Below are 14,344 nucleotides of genomic sequence, written 5' to 3'. Positions count from 1 at the left end.
CCCGCCTCCCGGTCCCCGGCCGGGAGTGGTCAGCGGCGTCCGGCCGGGCCGGCCACGGTGATGATCTCGGAGGAGGCGGGGGTCAGCGGCCCCCGCCCCCAGTCCCCGAACTGCTCGCGCACCACCAGCCCGGCCTCGTCCAGGAAGCAGGACAGCGCCTCGGGGCCGAGGAAGCGCAGCGTGCTGCGGCTGGTCCGCGGCCGTTCCCACGCCGGATGCTCGAACGTCTCCGTGAACGTCACGCGCTCACCGAGCACCGGCGCCTCCACCTCGTGCCACACGCGGACGACCGCTCCGTGCGCGTCGCTCACCTCGTGCACGTGCTCGGGGCTCCACGACTCCCAGGAGCGGGCGGCGGGATGGCGCGTCTCGAAGACGAACCGCCCGCCGTCGCACAGGGCTTCGCGCACGGTGCCGAGCGCGCCCCGCAACTCCTCGTCACCGAGCAGGACCTGGAAGGCGTGCCCGGTCATCACCACGAGGTCGAACTCCCGCTCCCAGCGGGTGGAGGCGAGATCCCCGAGCACCCACTCGACCGCGTCCCAGCGCCGCGCCTGCACCAGCATCGCCGCCGCCGGATCGAGTCCGCACAGTCTGCCGCGGTGCCCGGCCTCCCGGGCCCGGCCCAGCAACTGCCCCGTCCCGCAACCGACATCGAGCACCGACCGCGCGGACATCACCAGGTCCAGGTAGAAGTCGTCGCTCGGGCCCCAGGGATTGAGCGTGTCGTACAGGGCGGCGAGGGTGACGTCACTGAACGAACGATCAGTCATCGCAGCAGTCTGTCAGCCCGCGAGGCCGCTCGAACCACGTTCGGAAAGTACCGGTGGTAAATCGCTCGACATCGAACGGCCGGGCCGGAATGCTTCCGTTCGATGACGCGAACCGATACGCCTCCCTCCTGGGACGAGCGCACTCAGCTGGCCACCTTCCTCGACTACGCCCGGGCCACCGCCCGCGACAAGTGCGAGGGCGTCTCGGCGGAGGACGCCGTCAAGGCGCCGCTGCCGGACTCCCCGCTGATGACCCTGTGCGGGCTGATCAGCCATCTGCGCTGGGTCGAGTACTTCTGGTTCCAGGTCGTCTTCCTCGGCGAGGAGGACGAGGGCCCCTGGACGGACGAGGACCCCGACCGCGAGATGCGCATCGCCGTCGACGTCCCTCTCGCCCAGCTCCTCGACGAGTACGAGGAGCAGAGCGCCCGCTACCGGGACCTGGTGGCCGGGCACGACCTGGACGCCGAGGCGAAGCGGGCCAACCGGGACGGCCGCCATGTGAACCTGCGCTGGATCATCCTGCATCTGGTCGAGGAGACGGCCCGCCACAACGGTCACCTCGACATCCTGCGCGAGCTGGCCGACGGCCGCACCGGCTCTTAGGGAGAAGCCCTGTTGAACCCCACGATCCGCACCATCACCTTCGACTGCACCGGAGACCCGTACGATCTCGGGCTGTTCTGGAGCGAGTTGCTCGGACGGCCGCTCGCCGACGACGACAAGCCCGGTGACCCGGAGGCGGTGATCCAGGACCCGTCAGGGGGACCGGCCCTGCTGTTCGTGCGCGTCCCCGAAGGCAAGACGGCCAAGAACCGCATCCATCTGGACCTCCAGCCGCAGGACCGCAGCCGGGGGGCGGAGGTCGAGCGCGCCATCGGGCTCGGGGCCCGCCTGGTCGCGGACCACACCCGTCCCGACGGCCGGGGCTGGGTCACCCTCGCCGACCCCGAGGGCAACGAGTTCTGCATGGAGCGCGGCGCGGCGGGCTGAGCCCGGCACGCCGCGCGACGAACGCGCGAAGGCCCGCACCCAGCAGGGTGCGGGCCTTCTTCTTGCCCGGGAACCGGACGTTCGTGGGCTCGGGTCAATGGGCCGGCGAAGGTCGGTCCCGCAAGCCGCGGGCTGACGAAAAGGGGTGTGTCAGGCCGCGACGTCCTTGGAGAGGCGGGGCGCCGGGACGGTGTCGTGCGTCTCGGGGTAGTGGCAGGCCGTCAGGTGGCCTTCCTTGTTGCCCGCGACCTGGACCAGCGGCGGAGCCTCCGTCGCGCACTTCTCCGTCGCCTTCCAGCACCGGGTGCGGAAGCGGCAGCCCGACGGCGGGTTGAGCGGCGAGGGCACGTCGCCGGTGAGGCGGATGCGCTCGCGGGCCGGGACGTCGTCGGCCGTCGCCTCGGGGACGGCGGAGAGCAGGGCACGCGTGTACGGGTGACGCGGGTTGTCGTAGAGGTCCTCGCGGTCGGCGATCTCCACGATCTTGCCGAGGTACATGACCGCGACGCGCTGCGAGAAGTGGCGGACGACGGCGAGGTCGTGGGCGATGAAGACGAAAGCGATGCCCAGGTCCTGCTGGAGCTCCTGGAGCAGGTTGACGACCTGCGCCTGGATGGAGACGTCGAGCGCGGAGACCGGCTCGTCCGCGACGATCAGCTTGGGCTCCAGCGCGAGCGCGCGGGCCACACCGATGCGCTGGCGCTGACCGCCGGAGAACTCGTGCGGGAAGCGGTTGTAGTGCTCGGGGTTGAGACCCACCGTCTCCAGCAGCTCACGCACGCGCTTCTCGTGGCCGCCGGGCGGGTTGATCCCGTTGATCTCCATGGGGCCCGAGATGATCTTGCCGACCGTCTGCCGCGGGTTCAGCGAGGCGTACGGGTCCTGGAAGATCATCTGGATCTCGGAGCGGACCGGAGCCAGCTGCTTGCGGCCCGCGTGCGTGATGTCCTGGCCGCGGTACTTGATGCTGCCGCCGGTGGGCTCCAGCAGACGCGTGATCAGCCGGCCCGTGGTCGACTTGCCGCAGCCGGACTCGCCGACCAGACCCAGGCTCTCGCCCTCGGCGACCTGGAAGTCCAGGCCGTCCACGGCCTGCACGGCGCCGATCTTCCGCTTGAAGGGGAAGCCGCCCATGACCGGGAAGTGCTTGGTCAGTCCGGTGACGTCCAGGAGGGGGTTCGTGTTGCTCATGATCGTGATTCCCGTCTCGTGTCCGTCAGTGCGACCGGGTCGCGGCGTAGTCGGCGAAGAACTCACGGCGCTGGTCGTCCGTGAGGTGGCAGGCGGAGCCCCGCCCGTCCGTGATGTCCAGCAGCGGCTGCTCGGTGGAGCACAGGCCGCCCTGGACCTTCTCCGCGAAGGTGCACCGCGGGTGGAAGCGGCAGCCCGACGGCGGGTTGAGCAGCGAGGGCGGCGAGCCGGGGATGGGCGACAGCGGGACGTCGACCGGCCCCTCCAGGCTCGGCATCGAGCCCAGCAGACCCCAGGTGTACGGGTGCTGCGGGGCGCGCAGCACCTCCTTCTTGGTGCCGCGCTCCACGCACCGGCCGCCGTACATCACCAGCACGTCGTCCGCGATGTCGGCGATGACACCGAGGTCGTGGGTGATGAAGATGATCGCCGTGCCGAACTCCTGCTGGAGGTCCTTGAGGAGGTCCATGATCTGGGCCTGCACGGTCACGTCGAGCGCGGTGGTCGGCTCGTCCGCGATCAGCAGCTCGGGGTCGCAGACCAGGGCCATGGCGATCATCGCGCGCTGGCGCATACCGCCGGAGAACTGGTGCGGGTAGTCGTCCACCCGGACGTCCGGCTGCGGGATGCCGACGCGCCTGAGCATCTCGATCGCCCGCTCCCGGGCCTCCTTCTTGGAGGCACCGGTGTGCTTGCGGTACGTCTCGCCGATCTGCTTGCCGATGGTGTGGTAGGGCGAGAGCGAGGCCAGCGCGTCCTGGAAGATCATCGACATCTTGTTGCCGCGCAGGTGCTCCAGCTCACGCTCGGAGGCGGTCAGCAGCTCCTTGCCGTCGAGGAGGATCTCCCCGTCGATGGAGGTGCGGTCACGGTCGTGGAGCCCCAGGATCGTGAGGTTCGTGACGGACTTGCCCGAACCGGACTCGCCCACGATGCCGAGCGTCTTGCCCTTGGCCAGGTCGAAGGAGAGACCGTCGACGGCCTTGACGACGCCGTCTTCGGTGGAGAAGTGGACCTTCAGATCCCTGACGGACAGGAAGGGCTGCTGATCGGTGCTCGTCACGGGGACGCTCCTGAGGGGGTGATGCCGGGGTTGCTGTCGGGGGCGGGGTGCCCGGGGTCAGGCGAGCCGGATCCGCGGGTCGATGAGGGCGTAGACGGCGTCGACGATGATGTTGAAGAACACGATCGCGCCGGCCGACAGGACGGTGACGCCGAGCAGCATGGGCAGGTCGCTCTTGTTCACGGAGTCCACCGCGAGGCGGCCGATGCCCTGGATGCTGAAGGTCGATTCGGTGATGATCGCGCCACCGATCAGGGTGCCCAGGTCGATGCCGAAGACCGTGACGATGGGACCCATCGCACCGCGCCAGGCGAACCGGAAGAACACGTTCGTACGGGACAGGCCCTTGGCGCGGGCCGTGCGGACGTAGTCCTCACTGAGCTGCTCGACCAGCTGGGAGCGGGTCATGCGGGTGTAGTTGGCGGTGAAGATGATCGCCAGGGTCAGCCAGGGCAGCAGCAGTCCGGAGAACCAGGAGACCGGGTCCTCGCTGAGCGGCGTGTACGAGGGCTGAGCGAAGATGCCGAGCTTGGCGACGAAGAAGAACATCGCGATGTAGCCGACGAAGTAGATCTGCAGCGAGGAGCCGAAGAGCGAGGCCGAGCTGGCGAACTTGTCCAGGAACTTGCCCTGCTTGACGGCGGCCAGCATGCCGGCGCCGACACCGAAGACGAGGAAGACGGCGGCCGCGCCGAAGGCGAGCGAGAGGGTCGTCGGCAGACGGTCCAGGATGGTGCCGAGGACGGGCTCGCGGTTGGCGAAGGAGTAGCCGAGGCAGGGGGCGTTGCAGTTGCCGAAGCTGCCGTAGTCGCGCCCGACGAACACACCCTTGAGCCAGTCCCAGTACTGCACCGGGATCGGGTGGTCGATGCCCAGGTTGTGCCGGATCTGCGCGAGCATGTCGGGCGTGCAGTTCTTGCCGCAGGACATCATCGCCGGGTCACGCGGAATGGCGTAGAACAGGCCGAAGGTGATGGCACTGATGATCAGGAGGATGACCAGTGCGCCGAAGACTCGGCGGATGAGAAAGCGGGACATGGGGGCGTGACTTTCCGGACGGGGCGCCGTCGCCGGGGGCGTGGGTGTGGGAGGGCCGCAGGGCGGTGTTCGCGTGAACGACCGCCCCTGGGCCCTGCCGCCGGACCCGCTCTCTCCGCCTCACGGGCGGATCGGGCGGAGTCCGGCGACAGGACCCGGGTCGTACGGCTTACTTCATCGCGTACAGCTTGCAGAGCGCGACGCAGGTGTTGCCGCTGTCGTACGTGACGTTGCCGACCTTGGAACCGTGCATCCAGTTACGGATGGAGTGGTAGTCCGGGACCACCGCGGCGAGCTCCATGATCTGGCGGTCGACTTCGCCCCAGGCCTTGTTCGCGGCCTCGACGTCGGTGATCTTGGCGGCCGCGTCGATGGCCTTGTTGACGCTCGGGTCGTTCAGCTGGGCGTAGTTGCTGCGGCCGTCGCCGATGTTCTTGCCGCTCCAGCAGGGGAAGAAGACCGAGTAGCCGTTCGGCCAGTCCGGGCTCCAGCCGGCCGCGAACAGGTCGAAGTCGTTGTCGATCTTGCCGATCTGCGTGTAGAAGGTCGACTTGTCGACCTGCTTGTTGACGACCTGGAAGCCGGCGGCCTCCAGGGCGTTCTTGATCGCGACGGCCGACTTCACCGAGTTGTCCGAGGACTGGTAGGCGATGACCAGCTTCTGGCCGACCTTGCCGGCCTCCTTCAGCAGGGCCTTGGCCTTGGCCGGGTCGCCACCGGGCTTCTTGGTGACGCCGTAGAGGTCGAACTTCTGGTAACCCGGGGTCACCGGCGAGAGGATCGTGGTGGCGAGCTCGCTGGTGGAGGCGCCGCCGCGGATCGTCTGCAGCTGCTGGTGCGGCCAGGCCCAGTTGATGGCCTGACGGACCTTGACGTCCTTGATGCGGGTCATGTTGATCGGCCAGTAGTACGTGACCGTGTCGACCTCGGTGAGGACGCGCTGCTTGAGCTTCGCGTTGGTGAGGACCTGGGCGATGCGCTCCGGGGCGACCTCGTTGAAGATCGACATCGCGTACTGGTCGTTGCCCTTGTCCGCGATGTAGCGGTCGGTCGAGGCCAGCAGCTCGAAGCCGAACTGGAAGACGTACTTGTCCGGGTAGTTGTTGCGGATCGCGTCGGTCTTCGGGTCCCAGTGCTCGTTGCGCACGTAGGTGAGCGACTTGCCGATGCTGCGGGCGCCGATCTTGTACGGGCCGCAGGAGAAGGGCTTCTTGTCGTACTTCTCCTTGGTGTCGTGCTTCTTGTTCACCAGGGAGTAGCCGCGCATGGCGAGCGTGAAGTTGAAGTCCGTGCGGGCTTCGTTGAGGTGGAACGTGATGGTCTTGCCGTCGACCTCGATGGAGTCGAGCTTCTTGCCGCTGTAGGGGCCCTTGTACTTGTCGCCACCCTCCAGCCACTGCTGGACGTAGCGGGGACCCTCGGTGATGAAGGAGGCGAAGAGGCGCTCGAAGGTGTGGCGGAGGTCGTCGGAGGAGACGTCCGAGCCGTCCTCCCACTTGACGCCGTCCTTCAGGGTGAAGGTCCAGGTCTTGCCGCCGTCCTTCATGGTGCCGGCGTCGGTGGCCGCGTCGCCGACCAGCGTCGCGCCGCCCTTCTCGTCGATCTTGTAGCCGGTGAGACCACGCAGGATCGGGACGGTGATGGCGCCCTCGGTCGAGACGTAGATCTGCGCCGGGTCCATGTGGTCCATGTCGAACTGGTCGAGCGAGTAGATCGTGCCGCCCTTGACCGCTCCCTTGACCTCCGGCGCGGGGCCGACGGAGTCGGCCTTGGTGCCGACCGGGATCTCCTGGGTCTTGGAGCCGCTGACCGAGGGGACCTTGCTCTTCGACTTGCTGTCGCTTCCGCTGCCGCCACAGGCGGTCAGGACGGACGACGAGGCCGCGACCACGCCGGTGGCGATCAGGAAGTTTCTACGGGAGAAAGACATGGATGAGCCTGCCTTATAGGGACGATCGGGACGGGTGTTACCGGCCGCACGACACTGAACTGGCCGGGTGGATCTGGTGGCTACCGCTTGGACTTCGGGTCGAGCGCGTCGCGCACCGAATCGCCGAGCAGGTTGAAGGCGAGGACGAAGATCACCATCGACAGGCCCGGGAAGAGCATGAAGGTGAGGTCCTCGGTGTAGAACTGGGCGCCGCGCTGGATCATGACGCCCCAGTCCGGCGTGGGGTCGATGATGCCGACCCCGAGGAAGGCCAGACCGGCCTCCGCGGTCACGAACGCCGGGAGCATCAGCGTGGACTGGATGATGATCGGCGTCCACAGGTTGGGCAGCAGTTCCTTGAACACGATGCGCCGGGGCGACGCACCGGTGACCTTGGCCGCCTCGATGTACTCGCGCTCACGCAGACCGAGGACCTGGCCGCGCAGCAGACGGGCGATGGACGCCCAGCCGAAGGCGGAGAGGACCAGGATCAGGGAGATGGCCCGCAGCGAGGTGGGGATGTTCTCGTCGGGGGCGACGAAGAGGCCGTACACCACCGGCATGAAGGCGATGAAGAACAGCGTCGACGGGAACGACAGCAGGATGTCGATGATGCGGCCGACGAGGTAGTCGGTCTTGCCGCCCAGGTAGCCGGCCGTGACGCCGACGATCACACCGATGAAGGTGGTCAGCAGCGTGGCGGCCACGGCGATGCCCAGGGAGGTGCGGATGCCGTACAGCAGGAAGGTGAAGACGTCACGACCCAGCTGCGGCTCGATGCCGAACCAGAACTCCGAGCTGATACCGCCGTTGGGACCCGCGGGGTACGAGAAGGCGTCGAGGAGTTCCGGGCGCTGGCTGGCGTACGTGGTGTACGGGTCCTTGCCGTACAGCTTTGCGATCAGCGGCGCGAGGATCGCGATCGCAAAGAAGAAGATCACGATGTACGCGGATATGACGCCTGTGCGGTCACGCTTGAACCGCTTCCAGGCGAGTCGTCCCGGGGAGCGACTCTCCGAGCCCTTGGGGTTGGCGGACGAATCCGGGATCTGGCCGATCTCGTCGGTCACCTCAAGCGATGCGGCCGCGGAAGGAGTAGGGAGGGTCATGGTGCTCCAGGCCCGATGGGGTCAACGGCTCCGCAGGGCGCTCCCTACGGGCTACGCCGGACTTTTTCAACGCAATTCATTCAAGGTCAATAAATTCTCGGTCGCCTTGGGTTTCTCTTTACCTTCTTTGCCCTGGCTTGACCTCAGCGTAACTACGCGTGTAGCGCACCGTGGCCGTTCTGTGTCCGGAATCGGGCCAACTGCGCGAAACGGGCAAGAGGTTCGATAACCGGACGCCGGAGTCTCGGAATGCGTACATCTGGTGCACCCAAATCAACGGTTCTGCATCGAACGGCGAAGATCCATTGCATAGATCATCCGGAGCAACCGCCTCCGGAAGCATCCGGGTGACGACGCGGCCCGGACGGGTGGGGTGAATGTGCGATACCTCCCTTGTGTGTCGATATTGGGCGCTACAGGAAGGGCGCATCGGAATCGGGCGTGAACACCCGGAGTCGGTGCCACAGCGCACTCTTGAGGAGGCACTCCATGCGTGGAGCCACGCACGCCAGATGGGCCGCTTGTGCGACGGCGGTCGCCCTCGCGGCGGCCGGCTGCGGAGGCGGCGGCGGAGACGGTGGCGGTGGCGGTGGCAACGCCGGAGTCCTGAGTTCCTCCTGGGGAGACCCGCAGAACCCGCTGGAGCCGGCGAACACCAACGAGGTGCAGGGCGGCAAGGTCCTCGACATGATCTTCCGCGGGCTGAAGCGCTACGACGCCAAGACCGGCGCGGCCCAGAACATGCTCGCCGAGAAGATCGAGACCCCGGACTCGCAGAACTTCACGATCACCGTGAAGGACGGCTGGAAGTTCAGCAACGGCGAGGCCGTCACGGCGAAGTCCTTCGTCGACGCCTGGAACTACGGGGCGAGCCTGAAGAACAAGCAGAAGAACGCGTACTTCTTCGGCTACATCGAGGGCTACGACAAGGTCCACCCCTCCTCGGGCGCCCAGAGCGCCGACACGCTGTCCGGGCTGAAGGTGACCGGCACCGACACGTTCACCGTCAAGCTCAACCAGAAGTTCTCGACCTTCCCCGACACCCTCGGCTACGCGGCCTTCTCGCCGCTGCCGAGCGCGTTCTTCAGCGACCACGCGGCCTGGCTCCAGAAGCCGGTCGGCAACGGGCCGTACACGGTGGACTCCTACACCAAGGGCTCGCAGCTGTCCCTGCGCAAGTGGGACGCCTACCCCGGGCAGGACAAGGCGCGGAACGACGGAGTGGACCTCAAGGTCTACACCGACAACAACACCGCCTACACCGACCTGCTGGCCGGCAATCTCGACCTCGTCGACGACGTGCCCGCCGCCCAGCTCAAGAACGCGAAGAGCGACCTCGGCGGCCGGTACATCAACACGCCGGCCGGCATCATCCAGACGATCGCCTTCCCGTTCTACGACAAGAACTGGGACTCCGGCGGAGCGCAGAAGGTCCGCCAGGGCCTGTCGATGGCGATCAACCGCAAGCAGATCACCGACACGATCTTCCAGAAGACCCGCACCCCGGCCTCCGACTGGACCTCGCCGGTCCTCGGCAAGGACGGCGGCTTCCAGGACGGGCTGTGCGGTGCCTCCTGCGAGTACGACCCCGCCAAGGCCAAGCAGCTGGTGCAGCAGGGCGGCGGCCTGCCCGGCGGTCAGGTCAAGCTCACCTACAACGCGGACACCGGCTCCCACAAGGAGTGGATCGACGCCGTCTGCAACTCCATCAACAACGCGCTGGGCAACGACAAGGCCTGCGTCGGCAATCCGGTCGGCACCTTCGCGGACTTCCGCAAGCAGATCGACCAGCACAAGATGCCCGGCCCCTTCCGGGCCGGCTGGCAGATGGACTACCCGCTGATCCAGAACTTCCTCCAGCCGCTGTACTACACGAACGCCTCCTCCAACGACGGCAAGTGGTCGAACAAGGACTTCGACAAGCTCGTCGACCGGGCGAACGCCGAGACGGACCGCGCCAAGGCCGTCCAGCTCTTCCAGCAGGCCGAAGGCGTCGTGCGGGACAACATGGCCGCCATCCCGCTCTGGTACCAGAACGGCAGCGCCGGCTACTCGGAACGGCTCTCCGACGTGGCGCTCAACCAGTTCAGCGTCCCCGTCTACAACGAGATCAAGGTCAGCTGAGCCGCCGGGACAGCCGGACCGTCCGCGGGCGGCCGGCTGTCCCACGACCCCCGGAGCCTCTCCATGGGACGGTATGTGATCCGGCGCCTGCTCCAGATGATCCCGGTCTTCATCGGCGCCACCCTGCTGATCTTCCTGATGGTCAACGTGATGGGCGACCCCATCGCCGGCCTGTGCGGCGACAAGCAGTGCGACCCCGCCACGGCCGCTCAGCTGCGCCAGGAGTACAACCTCGACAAGCCCGTATGGCAGCAATACCTGTCATACATGGGCAAAGTGTTCACCGGTGACTTCGGGACGGCGTTCAACGGACAGCCGGTCACCGAGCTGATGGCCAGCTCCTTCCCGGTCACCATCCGGCTGACCATCGTCGCCATCCTCTTCGAGATCGTCATCGGCATCTCGCTCGGCGTCGTCACCGGCCTGCGCCGCGGCAGGCCCGTCGACACCGGCGTCCTGCTGCTCACCCTCGTCGTCATCTCGGTGCCGACCTTCGTGACCGGTCTGCTGCTCCAGCTGCTCCTCGGAGTCGAGTGGGGCTGGATCAGACCGTCCGTCTCCCCGGACGCCACGTTCGGCGAGCTGATCGTCCCCGGTCTGGTCCTCGCGTCCGTGTCGCTCGCCTACGTGACCCGGCTGACCCGCACCTCGATCGCGGAGAACCGACGGTCCGACTACGTCCGCACCGCCGTCGCCAAGGGGCTGCCCCGGCGCAGGGTGATCACCCGGCACCTGCTGCGCAACTCGCTGATCCCCGTGATCACGTTCATCGGCACCGACATCGGCGCGCTGATGGGCGGCGCCATCGTCACCGAGCGGATCTTCAACATCCACGGCGTCGGCTTCCAGCTCTACCAGGGCATCGTCCGGCAGAACACCCAGACCGTGGTCGGTTTCGTGACCATCCTCGTCCTCGTCTTCCTGGTCGCCAACCTGCTCGTCGACCTCCTGTACGCCGTACTCGACCCGAGGATCCGCTATGCCTGAACCGCAGCGGCCGGAAGGCGCCATCGCCCCCACGGGAATGGGCGGCACCATGGACCTCGGCGCCGGCGAGGCCCTCACCCTGGAGAAGACGCCGGGCGGACCGGAGGGCACCGGACCGCAGGAGAAGCCGCGCTCGCTGTGGTCCGACGCGTGGCGGGACCTGCGGCGCAACCCCGTCTTCATCGTCTCCGCGCTGGTCATCCTCTTCCTGGTCGTCATCTCCGTCTGGCCCTCGCTGATCACCTCCGGCAACCCGCTCCAGTGCGACCTCGCCAAGGCCCAGGAGGGGTCCCAGCCGGGACATCCCTTCGGCTTCGACGGCCAGGGCTGCGACGTCTACACCCGCACCGTGTACGGGACCCGCATCTCGATCAGCGTCGGTGTCCTCGCCACCCTCGGTGTCGCCCTCCTCGGCTCACTGCTCGGCGGACTGGCCGGGTTCTACGGCGGGGTGTGGGACTCGATCCTGTCCCGCCTCACCGACATCTTCTTCGCCATCCCCGTCGTGCTCGGCGGTCTGGTCCTCCTCTCCGTGGTGACCAGCAATACGGTCTGGCCGGTCATCGGGTTCATGGTGCTGCTCGGCTGGCCGCAGATCTCCCGCATCGCCCGCGGCTCCGTCATCACGACCCGGCAGAACGACTACGTGCAGGCCGCCCGCGCCCTCGGTGCCTCCAACTCCCGGCTGCTGCTGCGGCACATCGCCCCGAACGCCGTCGCGCCGGTGATCGTCGTCGCCACCATCGCGCTCGGCACGTACATCGCCCTGGAGGCGACGCTCTCCTACCTCGGCGTCGGTCTGAAACCCCCGACCGTCTCCTGGGGCATCGACATCTCCTCGGCGTCGGCGTACATCCGCCAGGCCCCGCACATGCTGCTGTGGCCCGCCGGCGCGCTCGCGATCACCGTGCTCGCGTTCATCATGCTCGGCGACGCGGTGCGCGACGCCCTCGACCCGAAGCTGAGGTGACGGACGTGCTGCTCGAAGTGCGTGATCTGCACGTGGAGTTCAGGACCAGGGACGGTGTGGCCAAAGCCGTCAACGGGGTCGCCTACGGCGTGGACGAGGGGGAGACCCTCGCCGTGCTCGGCGAGTCGGGCTCCGGCAAGTCGGTGACCGCGCAGGCCGTGATGGGCATTCTCGACACACCGCCCGCGCGTATCACCGGCGGCGAGATCCTCTTCCAGGGCAGGGACCTGCTGACGCTCAAGGAGGACGAGCGGCGCAAGGTCCGTGGCGCCGGGATGGCGATGATCTTCCAGGACGCGCTGTCCGCCCTCAACCCCGTACTCAGTGTCGGCGACCAGCTCGGCGAGATGTTCGTCGTGCACCGCGGCATGTCCCGCAAGGACGCCCGCGCCAAGGCGGTCGAGCTGATGGACCGGGTCCGTATCCCGGCCGCCGCCGACCGGGTGCGCGACTATCCGCACCAGTTCTCCGGCGGCATGCGCCAGCGCATCATGATCGCCATGGCGCTGGCCCTGGAGCCCGCCCTGATCATCGCCGACGAGCCGACCACCGCGCTCGACGTCACCGTCCAGGCCCAGGTCATGGATCTGCTGGCCGAGTTGCAGCGCGAACTCCACATGGGGCTCATCCTCATCACCCACGACCTCGGCGTGGTCGCCGACGTCGCCGACCGGATCGCCGTGATGTACGCGGGGCGGATCGTGGAGTCGGCACCCGTGCACGACATCTACAAGGCGCCCGCCCACCCCTACACGAAGGGCCTCCTGGACTCGATCCCACGGCTCGACCAGAAGGGCCACGAGCTCTACGCCATCAAGGGACTGCCGCCCAACCTCATGCGCATTCCACCGGGTTGCGCCTTCCACCCGCGCTGCCCGATGGCCCGCGACGTCTGCCGGACCGACGTGCCGCCGCAGGCGGAGGTGGAGGGCAGCGGCGGGACCCGCAGGAGCGCCTGCTTCTTCTGGAGGGAGTGCCTCGATGGACGGCACGACGGCTGAGACGATCCTGGAGGTCGACGGGCTGGTCAAGCACTACCCGCTCACCCGGGGGATCCTGTTCAGGAAGCAGATCGGCGAGGTCAAGGCCGTCGACGGGGTCGACTTCCGCCTCGGCCGCGGAGAGACCCTCGGCATCGTCGGCGAGTCCGGCTGCGGCAAGTCCACGGTGGCCAGGATGCTGGTCAACCTGGAGCGGCCCACGGCCGGGACCATCAAGTACAAGGGCGAGGACATCACCCGGCTGTCCGGCAGGGCGCTCAAGGCCGTGCGCCGCAACATCCAGATGGTCTTCCAGGACCCCTACACCTCGCTCAACCCGCGCATGACCGTCGGCGACATCATCGGGGAGCCGTACGAGATCCATCCCGAGGTCGCGCCGAAGGGCGACCGCCGCAGGAGGGTCCAGGATCTGCTCGACGTGGTCGGGCTCAACCCGGAGTACGTCAACCGCTATCCGCACCAGTTCTCCGGGGGCCAGCGCCAGCGCATCGGCATCGCGCGCGGGCTGGCGCTGCGGCCCGAGATCATCGTCGCCGACGAGCCGGTGTCCGCGCTCGACGTCTCCGTGCAGGCCCAGGTGGTCAACCTGCTGGAACGGCTGCAGGACGAGTTCGACCTGTCGTACGTCTTCATCGCGCACGACCTGTCGATCGTGCGGCACATCTCCGACCGGGTCGGGGTGATGTACCTCGGGCGGATCGTGGAGACCGGCAGGGACGCCGAGATCTACGACCATCCGACGCACCCCTACACCCAGGCCCTGCTGTCCGCCGTGCCCGTGCCCGACCCGGACGCCCGGGAGCACCGGGAGCGGATCATCCTGACCGGCGACGTGCCGTCGCCGGCGAACGTGCCGTCCGGGTGCCGCTTCCGCACCCGCTGCTGGAAGGCACAGGAGCGGTGCGCGCTGGAAGTGCCGCTGCTCGCGGTGCCCGCGGAGTTCCGGTTCACCGAGGGGCCGGCCGCGCACGACTCGGCGTGTCACTTCGCGGAGGAGAAGCAGGTCGTCCCGCCGGAGGAGCCGGGCGGTGAACCCCCCGCGGAGGAGCCGGAGTCGGCGCCATAAGTGTGCAAACCCGCATGAACTTCGTTAACACGCAGGCAACTTGGCGGAAGCGGTACCGATATACGGACGGGCCAAGGTGAACACCGTACGGCCGTGCGG

Annotated in this window: 13 protein-coding genes; 7 read left to right on the top strand and 6 right to left on the bottom strand. The window is 67.8% G+C overall.

The annotated features are described in order from the left end of the window. Positions 1-29 precede the first annotated feature (29 nt). Entirely contained in the window at positions 30-773 is a 744-nt protein-coding gene (locus tag ABEB03_RS23705) for a class I SAM-dependent DNA methyltransferase (protein WP_345652914.1), read from the bottom strand. A gap of 102 nt (positions 774-875) precedes the next feature. On the opposite strand from ABEB03_RS23705, the gene ABEB03_RS23700 reads away from it, so the two are divergent. Continuing rightward, a complete protein-coding gene (locus tag ABEB03_RS23700) occupies positions 876-1,379 on the top strand; it encodes a DinB family protein (RefSeq protein ID WP_345652911.1) in 504 nt (167 codons plus the stop codon). 9 nt (positions 1,380-1,388) lie between these two features. Then, positions 1,389-1,766 carry a VOC family protein gene (locus tag ABEB03_RS23695; protein WP_345653028.1) on the top strand — a complete coding sequence of 126 codons (378 nt, stop codon included), beginning with the start codon at positions 1,389-1,391 and terminating at the stop codon, positions 1,764-1,766. Positions 1,767-1,916: 150 nt separating this feature from the next. On the opposite strand, the gene ABEB03_RS23690 is transcribed toward ABEB03_RS23695, so the two are convergent. The 5 genes from ABEB03_RS23690 to ABEB03_RS23670 form a co-directional block, all read right to left on the bottom strand. Further along, positions 1,917-2,957: an ABC transporter ATP-binding protein gene (locus tag ABEB03_RS23690; RefSeq protein WP_345652908.1), complete on the bottom strand. Its 1,041-nt coding sequence runs from the start codon at positions 2,955-2,957 to the stop codon at positions 1,917-1,919. Between the two features lie 25 nt (positions 2,958-2,982). Next, positions 2,983-4,020, bottom strand: a complete 1,038-nt coding sequence (locus tag ABEB03_RS23685) for an ABC transporter ATP-binding protein (RefSeq protein ID WP_345652904.1) — start codon at positions 4,018-4,020, stop codon at positions 2,983-2,985. Positions 4,021-4,077: 57 nt separating this feature from the next. Continuing rightward, positions 4,078-5,058 carry an ABC transporter permease gene (locus ABEB03_RS23680; protein ID WP_345652901.1) on the bottom strand — a complete coding sequence of 327 codons (981 nt, stop codon included), beginning with the start codon at positions 5,056-5,058 and terminating at the stop codon, positions 4,078-4,080. A gap of 169 nt (positions 5,059-5,227) precedes the next feature. Beyond that, positions 5,228-6,988 (bottom strand): ABC transporter substrate-binding protein, encoded by a 1,761-nt coding sequence (locus tag ABEB03_RS23675; RefSeq protein WP_345652898.1) that lies wholly within the window; start codon positions 6,986-6,988, stop codon positions 5,228-5,230. An 80-nt stretch (positions 6,989-7,068) separates the two neighbouring features. Beyond that, on the bottom strand, positions 7,069-8,097 hold the full coding sequence (locus tag ABEB03_RS23670) for an ABC transporter permease (protein ID WP_345652895.1): 1,029 nt from the start codon (positions 8,095-8,097) through the stop codon (positions 7,069-7,071). A 489-nt stretch (positions 8,098-8,586) separates the two neighbouring features. On the opposite strand from ABEB03_RS23670, the gene ABEB03_RS23665 reads away from it, so the two are divergent. The 5 genes from ABEB03_RS23665 to ABEB03_RS23645 all read left to right on the top strand — a co-directional run bounded on the left by ABEB03_RS23665 (position 8,587) and on the right by ABEB03_RS23645 (position 14,245). Then, on the top strand, positions 8,587-10,221 hold the full coding sequence (locus tag ABEB03_RS23665; protein WP_345652893.1) for a peptide ABC transporter substrate-binding protein: 1,635 nt from the start codon (positions 8,587-8,589) through the stop codon (positions 10,219-10,221). A 63-nt stretch (positions 10,222-10,284) separates the two neighbouring features. Further along, positions 10,285-11,208 (top strand): ABC transporter permease, encoded by a 924-nt coding sequence (locus ABEB03_RS23660; protein ID WP_345652891.1) that lies wholly within the window; start codon positions 10,285-10,287, stop codon positions 11,206-11,208. Beyond that, positions 11,201-12,178 carry an ABC transporter permease gene (locus ABEB03_RS23655; RefSeq protein ID WP_345652887.1) on the top strand — a complete coding sequence of 326 codons (978 nt, stop codon included), beginning with the start codon at positions 11,201-11,203 and terminating at the stop codon, positions 12,176-12,178. Before ABEB03_RS23660 ends, ABEB03_RS23655 begins: the two co-directional genes overlap by 8 nt. A 5-nt stretch (positions 12,179-12,183) precedes the next feature. Next, complete coding sequence (locus tag ABEB03_RS23650; RefSeq protein WP_345652884.1) at positions 12,184-13,179, top strand: ABC transporter ATP-binding protein; 996 nt, start codon at positions 12,184-12,186, stop codon at positions 13,177-13,179. Then, positions 13,160-14,245, top strand: coding sequence for an ABC transporter ATP-binding protein (locus tag ABEB03_RS23645; RefSeq protein WP_345652881.1), 1,086 nt, complete (start codon positions 13,160-13,162; stop codon positions 14,243-14,245). The genes ABEB03_RS23650 and ABEB03_RS23645 overlap by 20 nt, the downstream gene beginning before the upstream one ends. Positions 14,246-14,344: the final 99 nt, after the last annotated feature.

Source organism: Streptomyces siamensis (assembly GCF_039543605.1).
GTDB lineage: Bacteria > Actinomycetota > Actinomycetes > Streptomycetales > Streptomycetaceae > Streptomyces > Streptomyces siamensis.
This window is presented reverse-complemented; position numbering and strand designations above follow the sequence as displayed.

What these genes read in the sequence shown, in the direction of transcription:
- ABEB03_RS23705 (WP_345652914.1), bottom strand. Translation starts at nt 773, where the DNA reads ATGACTGATCGTTCGTTCAGTGACGTCACCCTCGCCGCCCTGTACGAC.
- ABEB03_RS23700 (WP_345652911.1), top strand. Translation starts at nt 876, where the DNA reads ATGACGCGAACCGATACGCCTCCCTCCTGGGACGAGCGCACTCAGCTG.
- ABEB03_RS23690 (WP_345652908.1), bottom strand. Translation starts at nt 2,957, where the DNA reads ATGAGCAACACGAACCCCCTCCTGGACGTCACCGGACTGACCAAGCAC.
- ABEB03_RS23680 (WP_345652901.1), bottom strand. Translation starts at nt 5,058, where the DNA reads ATGTCCCGCTTTCTCATCCGCCGAGTCTTCGGCGCACTGGTCATCCTC.
- ABEB03_RS23675 (WP_345652898.1), bottom strand. Translation starts at nt 6,988, where the DNA reads ATGTCTTTCTCCCGTAGAAACTTCCTGATCGCCACCGGCGTGGTCGCG.
- ABEB03_RS23670 (WP_345652895.1), bottom strand. Translation starts at nt 8,097, where the DNA reads ATGACCCTCCCTACTCCTTCCGCGGCCGCATCGCTTGAGGTGACCGAC.
- ABEB03_RS23665 (WP_345652893.1), top strand. Translation starts at nt 8,587, where the DNA reads ATGCGTGGAGCCACGCACGCCAGATGGGCCGCTTGTGCGACGGCGGTC.
- ABEB03_RS23660 (WP_345652891.1), top strand. Translation starts at nt 10,285, where the DNA reads ATGGGACGGTATGTGATCCGGCGCCTGCTCCAGATGATCCCGGTCTTC.
- ABEB03_RS23655 (WP_345652887.1), top strand. Translation starts at nt 11,201, where the DNA reads ATGCCTGAACCGCAGCGGCCGGAAGGCGCCATCGCCCCCACGGGAATG.
- ABEB03_RS23645 (WP_345652881.1), top strand. Translation starts at nt 13,160, where the DNA reads ATGGACGGCACGACGGCTGAGACGATCCTGGAGGTCGACGGGCTGGTC.